An 11511-nucleotide genomic window follows, 5' to 3' on the forward strand; every position below is an offset into this window, starting at 1 on the left:
ACCGGTGTCCTGCGCACGTACGCCTGATCCGGCGTACGTGCGCAGGCCCGCCCGCTACGCGATGCGGTCCAGCACGATCGGGTTCGGGGTGAACGCGGTACCCGCCGGGGCGACCTCGATGCCGCCGGCCAGCGCCTCGATCGCGTACTCGAAGCGCTCGGGGGTGTCGGTGTGCAGGGTCAGCAGCGGCTGGCCGGCCACCACGGTGTCACCGGGCTTGGCGTGCATCTCGATGCCGGCGCCGGCCTGCACCGGGTCCTCCTTGCGCGCGCGGCCGGCGCCCAGGCGCCAGGCGCTGACGCCCACCGCGTAGGCGTCCAGCGAGGTGAGCACACCGGAGGCGGGCGCCGGGATGACGTGCTGCTCGCGGGCGACCGGCAGCGGGGCGTCGACGTCGCCGCCCTGCGCGGTGATCATGCGGCGCCAGTGGTCCATCGCGGAGCCGTCGCGGAGCGCGTCGGCCGGGTCCTTGCCGTGCACGCCCGCGGCGGCCAGCATCTCGCGGGCCAGCGCCAGGGTGAGCTCGACGACGTCCGCCGGGCCGCCGCCGGCCAGCACCTCGACGGACTCCCGGACCTCCAGCGCGTTGCCCGCGGTGAGGCCGAGCGGGGTGGACATGTCGGTGAGCAGCGCGACGGTGTTGACGCCCGCCGCCTTGCCCAGGCCGACCATGGTGCGGGCCAGCTCCTGGGCGTCGGCGAGGTTCTTCATGAACGCGCCGGAGCCGACCTTGACGTCCAGCACCAGCGCGCCGGTGCCCTCGGCGATCTTCTTGGACATGATCGAGGAGGCGATCAGCGGGATCGCCTCGACCGTTCCGGTCACGTCGCGCAGCGCGTACAGCTTCTTGTCGGCGGGGGCCAGGCCGTCGCCGGCCGCACAGATCACCGCGCCGGACGAGCGCAGCACGTCCATCATCTCGTCGTTGGAGAGCAGCGCGCGCCAGCCGGGGATGGACTCCAGCTTGTCGAGCGTGCCACCGGTGTGGCCGAGGCCGCGGCCGGAGAGCTGCGGGACGGCGGCGCCGCAGGCGGCGACCAGCGGGGCGAGCGGCAGGGTGATCTTGTCGCCGACGCCGCCGGTGGAGTGCTTGTCGCTGGTGGGCAGCGGCAGCGAGGAGAAGTCCATCCGGACGCCGGAGCGGATCATGGCGTCGGTCCAGCGGCTGATCTCGCGCAGGTTCATGCCGTTCAGCAGGATCGACATGGCCAGGGCGGACATCTGCTCGTCGGCGACCTCGCCGCGGGTGTAGGCGTCGATCACCCAGTCGATCTGAGCGTCGCTCAGCTCTCCGCGGTCTCGCTTGGTCCTGATGACGGAGATGGCATCCATGGGGTACTCCAAGAAGGGTTTCAAAAAGCGAAGAGTGTCGCGAAAGGCCGGTGATCGACCCACTCGCGACACTCTACGCGCGTAACAAATATCGGGGCTAGAGCCGCTCCGGCCCGAAAGCGTCGGGCAGGACCTCGCTCATCGGCTTCACCCCGGAGGGCAGCTCGACCAGCAGCTCCGGCCCGCCGTGCTCGTAGAGCAGCTGGCGGCAGCGGCCGCAGGGCATCAGCAGCTGCCCCTGGCCGTCCACACAGGTGAACGCGACCAGCCGGCCGCCGCCGGTGGCGTGCAGGCTGGAGACCAGCCCGCACTCGGCGCAGAGCGCGAGCCCGTACGAGGCGTTCTCGACGTTGCAGCCGGTGACCAGCCGCCCGTCGTCCACCAGGGCGGCCGCCCCGACCGGGAACCTGCTGTACGGCGCGTACGCGTGGGTCATCGCCTCGCGGGCGGCGGCGCGCAGCTCGTCCCAGTCGACGGCGGGAGCGGCCGTCACTTGCCCTGGCCCTTGCGGTAGATCTGGCCGTCGGCCTTCGGCGGCCGCAGCCGCTGCGAGGCCAGCGCGAGCACCACCAGGGTGATCACGTACGGCGTCGCGACGATCAGCGGGCGCTGCACCTCCTCGGTGGTCGCGTACCAGGCGAACAGGCCGCCGGAGACCACGAAGGTGACCGCCGCGGAGGTCAGCTTGCGGCGGTACAGGTTCCAGAACGCCAGCAGGAGCATCGCGATGGCGACCGCCAGGATCAGCACGTGCACCGACTCCGGGTCGCGCAGCTGGAGGCTGTCGGTGAAGCCGAACAGGCCGGCGCCCATGGCGAGACCGCCGGGCATCCAGTTGCCGAAGATCATCGCCGCGAGGCCGATGAAGCCGCGGCCGTTCGTCTGGCCGTCCTTGTAGAAGTGCGCCGCGACCAGCGAGAGGTACGCACCGCCGAGGCCCGCGAAGGCACCGGAGGCGACGACCGCGTAGTACTTGTACTTGTAGACGTTCACGCCCAGCGACTCGGCCGCGGTCGGGTTCTCACCGCAGGAGCGCAGCCGCAGGCCGAACACCGTGCGCCAGAGCGCGAAGTAGCTGACCACGATCAGCGCGCCGGCCAGCAGCACGACCACCGAGATGTTGGTGACCAGGCCGCCGAGCACACCGGCGACGTCGGAGACCAGGAACCAGTGGTGGAGCTCGATGTCCTTCAGCCCGGAGGAGAGCCCCGGAATGGTGATGTACGGCAGCGGATCGGCCGGCGGGGACTGGTTCGCGCCGGCACCGACGGAGATGTAGTCCTTGTAGTAGATCCGGTTGACGTACGCGCAGATGCCGGGGATCAGCAGGTTGACGCCGACACCGGAGACGATGTGGTCGACGCCGAAGGTCACCGTGATGACGGCGTGCAGCAGACCGCCGAGCGCACCGCCGAGCATGCCGGCCACCAGGCCGAACCACGGGCTGACCAGGTAGCCGCCCCAGGCGCCGCAGAAGGTGCCGGCGACCATCATGCCTTCGAGGCCGATGTTGACCACGCCGGCCCGCTCGGACCAGAGACCGCCCAGACCGGCCATGCCGATCGGCACGGCGGCGCTGAGCGCGGCGGTGACCTGCCCGGAGGAGGTCAGCGAGTGGTTGTCGGTGATCATCCCGACGGCGGAGAAGAGGACCAGGGCGCCCGCGATCAGCAGCAGCACCACGGGCCAGGACATCTTGCGCTTCTTGGCGGGAGCGCCCGGCGCCTTCGCGCGGGCAGCGGTGGCCGTGCTCATGCGGACACCTCCTTCTTCTCGTTGGCCGCGGCGGCCTGGGCGGCGAGCTCGGCGCCGACCTTCTGCTGCTGGCGCTTGAGGCCGTAGCGCCGCACCAGCTCGTAGGCGACGACGACGCAGATGACGATGGTGCCCTGCATGACCGGGACGATCTCGAACGGGAAGCCGCCGTTCTGCGGCAGCGGCAGCTGGGAGCCGGTGGCGTCCAGGAAGGCGAACAGCACGGCGGCGAAGGCCATGCCGATCGGGCTGTTGCGGCCCAGCAGCGCGACCGAGATGCCGAGGAAGCCGAGGCCGCCCTGGAAGCTCTGGCCGAAGTTGTACGAGTTCTGCAGCAGCTCGGGCAGGCCGATCAGACCGGCCAGCGCGCCGGAGACCACCATCGAGATGACGACCATGCGCTTGACGTTCACACCGGACGCGGTGGCCGCGGTCTCCGAGCGGCCGGTGGCGCGCAGGTCGAAGCCGAAGCGGGTGCGGGTCAGGGTGAACTGGAAGGCCACGCCGACCAGGATCGCGATGAAGAGGAAGCCGTAGAGCGGGCCGCCGTCGGTGTTGATCGCGAAGAAGTGGCTGGACTCCGAGACCGGGCTGGTCTGGATGGAGTTGCTCGTGGTGCCCTTCTCCGGCGCGAAGACGCCGGGGACGAGCAGCAGGCCGACGATGGCGATCGCGATGGCGTTCAGCATGATGGTCGAGATGACCTCGCTGACGCCGCGCAGGACCTTCAGCAGACCGGCGATGCTCGCGTACAGGCCACCGACCAGCATGGCGGTGATCAGCAGCAGCGGGATCTGGATGAACGACGGCAGGTCGAGCCGGCTGCCGACGAAGGCCGCGAACAGCGCCGCGACCTTGTACTGGCCCTCGACACCGATGTTGAAGAGGTTCATCCGGAAGCCGAAGGCGGCGGCCGCGGCGGCCAGGTAGTAGGTGGTGGACCGGTTGAGGATCGCCACCTGGCCGTCCGACTTGGTGGCGTACGTGATCATCACGTTCCACGCGTCGAACGGGTTCTTGCCGGAGGTCGCCAGCAGCACCGAGCAGATCGCCACGGACAGCACGACGGCGAGCACCGGCGCGGCAAGGGCGAGCACGATCTTCTCGCCGTCGAACCGCTTCGCCGGGCGGGGCTTGGCGGCGGGGTTGGGACTGGTCATGTGGCTACTCCCCCGCCTGCGGGTCGGCGGTGTCGGTGGGGGTGTCGGACGGGGTGCCGTCCTCGGCCTCGGCGGCCTCGGTGCCCTCCGCGCGGACCGCGTGGGACTCCTCCACGGCCTCCGCGTCGGACTCGATGTGGCCGCTGGCCGCACCGGTCATGGCGGTACCCAGGTCCTCGGCGGTGACGGTGGCCGGGTCGGCATCGGCGACCAGACGGCCGCGGTAGATCACCCGAATGGTGTCGGAGAGACCGATCAGCTCGTCCAGGTCGGCCGAGATCAGCAGGACGGCGAGGCCGGCCCGCTGGGCGGTCCGGATGTGCTCCCAGATCTGCGCCTGCGCGCCGACGTCCACACCACGGGTGGGGTGGGCGGCGATCAGCAGCTTGGGGGCGTGGCTCATCTCGCGGCCGATGATCAGCTTCTGCTGGTTGCCGCCGGAGAGGGAGGCCGCGGTGACCTCGATGCCGGGGGTGCGGACGTCGTACTGCTCGACGATCCGCTGGGTGTCCTTGCGGGCACCGGCCGGGTCGAGCAGGACGCCCTTGGAGTTCGGGGCCTCGGTGACGTGGCCGAGGATCCGGTTCTCCCAGAGCGGGGCCTCCAGCAGCAGGCCGTGCCGGTGGCGGTCCTCGGGGATGTAGCCGATGCCGGCCTCGCGGCGGGCCCGGGTGAGGGTGCCGGAGAGGTCCTTGCCGTCCAGGGTGACCGTGCCGCCGTCCAGCGGCAGCATGCCCATGATGGCCTCGACCAGTTCGGCCTGGCCGTTGCCCTCGACGCCGGCGATGCCGAGGATCTCGCCCTTGTGGATGCGCAGCGAGATGTCGTCCAGCACCACGCGCTCGATGCCCTCGGCGTCGGTCTTCGCGATCCGCAGGTCCCGGACGGTGAGCATCTCGTCGGTGGTGACGGTGGACTCGCGGCTCTCCGGGGAGGGGAGCTCGGCGCCGACCATCAGCTCGGCGAGCTGGCGGGCGCTGACGCTCTTCGGGTCGGCGTCGCCGACCGTGGTGCCGCGCCGGATGACGCTGATCGCGTCGGCCACCGACAGCACCTCGTGCAGCTTGTGCGAGATGAAGATGACGGTGACGCCCTCGGCCTTGAGCTCACGCAGGTTGTCGAACAGCGCGTCGACCTCCTGCGGGACGAGGACGGCGGTGGGCTCGTCGAGGATCAGGATCTTGGCGCCGCGGTAGAGCACCTTGAGGATCTCGACCCGCTGGCGGTCCGCGACGCCGAGGTCCTCGACCAGCGCGTCCGGGCGCACGCCCAGGCCGTACTGGTCGGAGATCTCCTTGATCTTCGCCTTCGCCTTGGCGCCGATGCCGTACAGGGCCTCGCCGCCGAGGACGACGTTCTCCCAGACGGTCAGGTTGTCGGCGAGCATGAAGTGCTGGTGCACCATGCCGATGCCGCGGCCGATCGCGTCGCCGGGGGTGTTGAACTCGCACATCTCGCCGTTGACGGCGATGGTCCCCTCGTCCGGCTTCTGCATGCCGTAGAGGATCTTCATCAGCGTCGACTTGCCGGCGCCGTTCTCACCCATCAGGGCGTGCACGGTGCCGGTGCGGACGGTGAGGTTGATGTCGTAGTTGGCTACGACGCCGGGGAAGCGCTTGGTGATGCCGCGCAGTTCGACGGCCGGTGTCGCCGTCCCCGCGCTGGGGGTACCGCCCTTGCTGAGGGCGGGGTCGGATGCGGTGATGGCGATCTCCTGGTGGTCTGGAGGCGCGTCGTTGCGCTGGAGGGCCAAGAAAAAACGGTGGGGTACGGGACGGGGCCCGGGGGTACGCATTGAGCGCACCCAGCCGGGCCCCTCCCTGATGCCGTGTCAATCATTGCGCTGCCGGGCAGGTGGCAGCGGGAGCTACGTCCGGGCGCGCCTTACGGGGCGGTCGGGACGGTGGTGGCGCCGCTCTTGATCGCGGTGGCGGCCTCGTTCAGCTTGCCCTGGATGTCGTCGATCTTGCCGCCGGTGGTGGCGAGCGAGACGCCGTCGGCCTTCAGGTCGAAGTTCTTCACACCGGTGAAGATGGCGCCCTTCTTGGCGGACTCGATGTAGGAGAAGACGGCCTTGTCCACGTTCTTCACCATCGAGGTGAGGATGCTGGCCTTGTACTTCGCCAGGGCCGGCTGCGCGGCCTGGTCGGAGTCGACGCCGATGGCGAGGGCACCCGACTTGTTGGCGACGGCCTCGATGGCGCCGTTGCCGGAGGAGCCGGCGGCGGAGTAGATGACGTCCGCGCCCTTGTCGAGCTGGCCCTGCGCGGCCTCCTTGCCCTTGTCGGGCGAGTTGAAGCCGGAGAAGTCCGGGGGCGTGGTCAGGTAGGTGGTCTCGACCGTGATGTCCGGGGTGATGGACTTCGCGCCGGCCTTGTAGCCCGCCTCGAACTTCTTGATCAGCTCGGTCTGCACGCCGCCGATGAAGCCGATGTGCTTGGTCTTGGACTTGAGCGCGGCGGCCACGCCGGCCAGGTACGAGCCCTCCTGCTCCGAGAACGTCAGCGAGGTGACGTTGCTCGGCTGGGCGTCGGACGCCGAGTCGATGATCGCGAACTTGGTGTTCGGGTTCTCCTTGGCGATCTTGTTGACCGCGTCCTGGTACACGAAGCCGACCGCGATGATCGGGCTGTAGCCGGCGGTGACCAGGTTCTTGAGCCGGGTCTCCTTGTCGGCCTCGGCCTCGCCGGTCTTGGCGTCGGCCTCGGTGACGGCGACGCCGAGATCGGCCTTGGCCTTGTCCAGGCCACGGGCGGCGGAGTCGTTGAACGACTGGTCGCCACGACCGCCGATGTCGTACGCCATGCCGACCTTGAGGCTGCCCTCGGAGGCTCCGGCAGAAGCGGTGGTGTCGTTGCTCTTTGCGCCGCAAGCGGCGAGCGAGGCAATGCCCAGGGAACCCGAGAGCACAACCGCAGCGAGCTTAGTAGAACGGCGCAAGGGAGTATCTCCTTCTCACACGCACCCGTTTAGCGTGGTCGGACGCCACCGTAACGCGCGTAGAACACGGTTGTATTACGGGCCGCCGGAGCATTCGGGTTGTTATCAAACCGTGGTCTCACGGCCTTCCCGAGGCTCCTTTGCCGTGCGCGGACGGCGGGTGCTGTTGGAGCAGCCCAGTTTACGCAACCGAAGATAAAGCCCGGATCGGTATAACTAGGACGATTTGGACACCCGGAGTTTCCCGGGCCTCCTACGCCGCGGGCCCCTCGCCCGCGTCCAGCGCCAGGGCCGCGAACAGCTCCACGCCGATCCCGATCGCCCGCTCGTCCACGTCGAAGCGGCCCTGGTGCAGGTCCCGCACGGTCGTGTCGCCCGGGGTGCGGACGCCAAGGCGGGCCAGCGCCCCCGGGGCGTGCTCCAGGTACCAGGAGAAGTCCTCGCCGCCGAGGCTCTGCTCGGTGTCCTCCACGACGGTGTGGCCGTCCTGCCCGAACCGGGCCGTCATGGCGGCCTCCAGCAGGCCCACCGAGACCGCCTCGTTGACCACCGGCGGCACCCCGCGGTGGTAGTCGAGGGTCCACTTCGCCCGGTAGGTCTCGGCCAGCTTGGCGATCAGCTCGTGCAGCAGGTCCGGCGCCTCGCGCCAGCCGTCCAGCTCCAGGCAGCGGACGGTGCCCTCCAACTCGGCGTGCTGCGGGATGACGTTCGGCGCGGAGCCGGAGGCGATCCGGCCCCAGACCAGGCTGACGCCCCAGCGCGGGTCCATCCGGCGGGCCAGCGCGGCGGGCAGGTCGGCGGCCATCCGGGCGATCGCGGTCACCAGGTCGGTGGTCAGGTGCGGCCGGGCGGTGTGGCCGCCGGGGCCGTCCAGGTGCAGCTCCAGGCGGTCGCAGGCCGAGGTGATCGCCCCGGTGCGCAGCGCGATCCGCCCGGCCTCCACCTTGGGGTCGCAGTGCACCGCGAAGATCCGGCCGACCCCCTCCATCCCGCCGGCGTTGATGACGTCCAGCGCCCCGCCCGGCATGACCTCCTCGGCGGGCTGGAAGAACAGCCGGACCGGGCGGCGCAGCTCGCCGGTGCGGGCGGCCTCGGCCAGGACCAGCGCGGTGCCGAGCACGACGGAGGTGTGCACGTCGTGGCCGCAGGCGTGGGCCCGGCCGGGGACGGTCGAGCGGTACGGCGCCTCGGTCTTGGCGTCGTCGATCGGCAGCGCGTCGATGTCCGCGCGGAAGGCCAGGAACTCGGCGCCGCGCGGCGCCCCCGCCGGGACGATGTCGACGATCAGCCCGGTGCCGCCCGGCAGCACCCGCGGGGCGAGGCCGGCCGCCACCAGGCGGTCGTGCAGCAGTCCGGTGGTGCGGAACTCCTGGCGGCCCAGCTCCGGGTGCCGGTGCAGGTCACGGCGGAAGGCGATCAGCTCGGCCTCGAATCCGGCGACCCTGGCACGCAGATCTGCGGCGGGACGGGCAGCGGTGAGGGTGACGGCCGACTCGGCGGGCTGAGAACGCTTCATCTCAACAAGGGTAGGCCTGTTGGGGGGATTTTGCCCGACTTCCCCGAAAGAAGTCCCCGGATGGGCGCATACCGGCCGAGCAGGTGGGTATGACATCTCGTTTCAGCCGCCTTCCGAGGGGTGCCTGCCCTGTGCAACGATCACTCGCGGCAAGGGTCACGGGGCAGCCCCCGACCGGCCCCGTCAAGGGCCAACCGCAGCCTTCCACACCGGCGTTGACGCCAGATCAGAACCGCTCGACGGGCGTGTACGTCCCCCACACCGCGCGCAGCGCGTCGCAGACCTCGCCGACCGTGGCCCGGGCGGCCAGCGCCTCCTTCATCGGGTACAGCACGTTGTCGCTCCCCTCGGCGGCCGTCCGCAGGGCGCCCAGGGTGCGGTCCACCGCCGAGGAGTCCCGCTCGGCGCGCAGCCGGGCGAGCCGCCCGGTCTGCCGGGCCTCGATCGCCGGGTCCACCCGCAGCGGCTGGTAGGGCTCCTCGGCGTCCAGCTGGAAGCGGTTGACCCCGACCACCGTCCGGGCTCCCGAGTCGGTCTCCTGCTGGATGCGGTAGGCGGTGCGCTCGATCTCGGACTTCTGGTAGCCCGCCTCGATCGCGGCCACCGCGCCGCCCAGCTCCTCGACCCTGGCCAGCAGCGCGACGGCGGCGGCCTCCACCTCGTCGGTCATCGCCTCCACCACGTAGGAGCCCGCGAACGGGTCGACGGTGGCGGTGACGTCCGTTTCGTAGGCCAGCACCTGCTGGGTGCGCAGCGCGAGCCGGGCGGCCTTCTCGGTGGGCAGCGCGATGGCCTCGTCGAAGCTGTTGGTATGCAGCGACTGGGTGCCGCCGAGCACGGCCGCGAGCGCCTGGACGGAGACCCGGACCAGGTTGACCTCGGGCTGCTGGGCGGTGAGCTGCACCCCGGCGGTCTGGGTGTGGAAGCGGAGCATCTGGGACTTCGGGTTCCGCGCGCCGAACTCCTCGCGCATGACCCTCGCCCAGATCCGGCGCGCGGCACGGAACTTGGCGACCTCCTCCAGCAGGGTGGTGCGGGAGACGAAGAAGAAGGAGAGCCGGGGCGCGAAGTCGTCCACGTCCATCCCGGCGGCGACGGCGGTGCGCACGTACTCGATGCCGTTGGCCAGGGTGAAGGCGATCTCCTGCGCGGGGTTCGCCCCGGCCTCGGCCATGTGGTAGCCGGAGATCGAGATGGTGTTCCAGCGGGGGATCTCGGCCCGGCAGTAGCGGAAGACGTCCGCGACCAGCCGCAGCGAGGGCTTGGGCGGGAAGATGTAGGTGCCGCGGGCGATGTACTCCTTCAGCACGTCGTTCTGGATGGTGCCGGTCAGCCGCGCGGACCGCACGCCCTGGGCCTCGCCGACCAGCTGGTAGAGCAGCAGGAGCAGGCCGCCGGGCGCGTTGATGGTCATCGAGGTGGAGACCTCGCCCAGCGGGATGCCGTCGAACAGGACGCCCATGTCCTCGACGCTGTCGATCGCCACGCCGACCTTGCCGACCTCGCCGGCCGCGACCGCGGCGTCCGAGTCGTAGCCCATCTGGGTGGGCAGGTCGAAGGCCACCGAGAGGCCGGTCGTGCCGTTGGCGATCAGCTGCTTGTACCGCGCGTTGGACTCGGCGGCGGTGCCGAACCCGGCGTACTGGCGCATCGTCCACGGCCGGCCGGTGTACATCGAGGGGTACACGCCCCGGGTGTACGGGTACTCCCCCGGGCTGCCGAGGCGCTGCGCCGCGTCCCACCCGTCCAGTGCCTCGGGACCGTACAGGGGCTCGATCGGGAAGCCCGACTCGGTGCGGCGCGGCTCGGCTGCCATGGGTCTCTCCACGGGATCGGCGGGCAGGTGCACTGGACTTCGCAATCTAGACCCTGAGGCGGTCCGGGGCCGGTGGCGAAACGGCACCCGCTCCCGCCCGTCCGGACCATCGCCATTGAGATGATCGGGTGAGCGACTGAAGTGCTTCCAAAACCGACGTGTTCCCCAGGGAGTGGCAAATGACCGAGCAGAAGGTGGCCGTGGTCACCGGTGCCAGCAGCGGAATCGGCGCGGCGACGGCCCGGCGGCTGGCGGCCGAGGGTTTCGACGTGGTGCTGACCGCCCGGCGGACCGAGCGGATCGAGGAACTGGCCAAGGAGATCGCCGGCCGCGGCGGCTCCGCCCGGGCCGTCACCCTGGACGTCACCGACCGGGCCGCGGTGAACGCCTTCGCGGCCGGGGTCGGCCGGGTGGACGTGCTGGTCAACAACGCCGGCGGGGCGATCGGCGCCGAGTCCGTGGAGGCCGGCGACCCGGCCGACTGGCTGGCGATGTACGAGGTGAACGTGCTCGGCGTGCTGCACGTGACGCAGGCGCTGCTGCCCGCGCTGCGGGCGAGCGGCGACGGCACCGTGCTGGTGCTGTCCTCCACCGCGGCGATCACCGCGTACGAGGGCGGCGGCGGCTACGTGGCGGCGAAGCACGCCGCGCACACCATCGCGGCGACGCTGCGGCTGGAGCTGTGCGGTGAGCCGATCCGGGTGATCGAGATCGCGCCGGGCATGGTGAGGTCCGAGGGCTTCGCCGTCACCCGCTTCCGGGGCGACGAGGAGAAGGCCGCGGCCGTGTACGCGGGCGTGGCCGAGCCGCTGACCTCGGACGACGTCGCGGACACCGTCGCCTGGGCGGTCACCCGGCCCTCGCACGTCAACATCGACCTGCTGGTGGTGCGCCCGCGGGCGCAGGCCGCCAACCACAAGGTCCACCGGGCCTGACCGCAGACGGGCGGGCGGCCCGGGGGCCCTGATCGAACGTGTCACCCGGCAGTGATA

At 70.8% G+C, this 11511-nt stretch carries 9 protein-coding genes; 1 reads left to right on the plus strand and 8 read right to left on the minus strand.

The genetic code is table 11. From position 1 onward, the window contains the following. Window positions 1–54: 54 nt before the first annotated feature. From ACGFZP_RS32295 to ACGFZP_RS32330, 8 genes are all read right to left on the minus strand, one after another. Window positions 55–1332, minus strand: a complete 1278-nt coding sequence (locus ACGFZP_RS32295) for a thymidine phosphorylase (protein WP_387948443.1) — start codon at window positions 1330–1332, stop codon at window positions 55–57. A gap of 97 nt (window positions 1333–1429) precedes the next feature. Then, window positions 1430–1825 (minus strand): cytidine deaminase, encoded by a 396-nt coding sequence (locus ACGFZP_RS32300; protein WP_392939745.1) that lies wholly within the window; start codon window positions 1823–1825, stop codon window positions 1430–1432. Further along, a complete protein-coding gene (locus ACGFZP_RS32305; protein ID WP_392939747.1) occupies window positions 1822–3087 on the minus strand; it encodes an ABC transporter permease in 1266 nt (421 codons plus the stop codon). Before ACGFZP_RS32305 ends, ACGFZP_RS32300 begins: the two co-directional genes overlap by 4 nt. Next, on the minus strand, window positions 3084–4247 hold the full coding sequence (locus ACGFZP_RS32310) for an ABC transporter permease (protein WP_392939749.1): 1164 nt from the start codon (window positions 4245–4247) through the stop codon (window positions 3084–3086). The genes ACGFZP_RS32305 and ACGFZP_RS32310 overlap by 4 nt, the downstream gene beginning before the upstream one ends. Before the next feature lie 4 nt (window positions 4248–4251). After that, window positions 4252–6042 carry an ABC transporter ATP-binding protein gene (locus tag ACGFZP_RS32315; RefSeq protein WP_392939750.1) on the minus strand — a complete coding sequence of 597 codons (1791 nt, stop codon included), beginning with the start codon at window positions 6040–6042 and terminating at the stop codon, window positions 4252–4254. Between the two features lie 89 nt (window positions 6043–6131). After that, window positions 6132–7187, minus strand: coding sequence for a BMP family protein (locus tag ACGFZP_RS32320; RefSeq protein WP_392939752.1), 1056 nt, complete (start codon window positions 7185–7187; stop codon window positions 6132–6134). 253 nt (window positions 7188–7440) lie between these two features. Continuing rightward, a complete protein-coding gene (locus tag ACGFZP_RS32325) occupies window positions 7441–8703 on the minus strand; it encodes an amidohydrolase (protein WP_392939754.1) in 1263 nt (420 codons plus the stop codon). 226 nt (window positions 8704–8929) lie between these two features. Beyond that, window positions 8930–10519: a methylmalonyl-CoA mutase gene (locus ACGFZP_RS32330; RefSeq protein ID WP_392939756.1), complete on the minus strand. Its 1590-nt coding sequence runs from the start codon at window positions 10517–10519 to the stop codon at window positions 8930–8932. Window positions 10520–10698: 179 nt separating this feature from the next. Between ACGFZP_RS32330 and ACGFZP_RS32335 the strand changes: the two genes are divergently transcribed. Beyond that, a complete protein-coding gene (locus ACGFZP_RS32335; protein WP_392939757.1) occupies window positions 10699–11454 on the plus strand; it encodes an SDR family oxidoreductase in 756 nt (251 codons plus the stop codon). The last annotated feature ends 57 nt before the right edge of the window (window positions 11455–11511 follow it).

It is taken from the genome of Kitasatospora sp. NPDC048239, from assembly GCF_043202015.1.
Lineage (GTDB): Bacteria > Actinomycetota > Actinomycetes > Streptomycetales > Streptomycetaceae > Kitasatospora.

Excerpts from the sequence above, each read along its gene's own strand:
- ACGFZP_RS32315 (WP_392939750.1), bottom strand. The coding sequence starts at position 6,042 with ATGCGTACCCCCGGGCCCCGTCCCGTACCCCACCGTTTTTTCTTGGCC.
- ACGFZP_RS32295 (WP_387948443.1), bottom strand. The coding sequence starts at position 1,332 with ATGGATGCCATCTCCGTCATCAGGACCAAGCGAGACCGCGGAGAGCTG.
- ACGFZP_RS32335 (WP_392939757.1), top strand. The coding sequence starts at position 10,699 with ATGACCGAGCAGAAGGTGGCCGTGGTCACCGGTGCCAGCAGCGGAATC.
- ACGFZP_RS32310 (WP_392939749.1), bottom strand. The coding sequence starts at position 4,247 with ATGACCAGTCCCAACCCCGCCGCCAAGCCCCGCCCGGCGAAGCGGTTC.
- ACGFZP_RS32325 (WP_392939754.1), bottom strand. The coding sequence starts at position 8,703 with ATGAAGCGTTCTCAGCCCGCCGAGTCGGCCGTCACCCTCACCGCTGCC.
- ACGFZP_RS32305 (WP_392939747.1), bottom strand. The coding sequence starts at position 3,087 with ATGAGCACGGCCACCGCTGCCCGCGCGAAGGCGCCGGGCGCTCCCGCC.
- ACGFZP_RS32330 (WP_392939756.1), bottom strand. The coding sequence starts at position 10,519 with ATGGCAGCCGAGCCGCGCCGCACCGAGTCGGGCTTCCCGATCGAGCCC.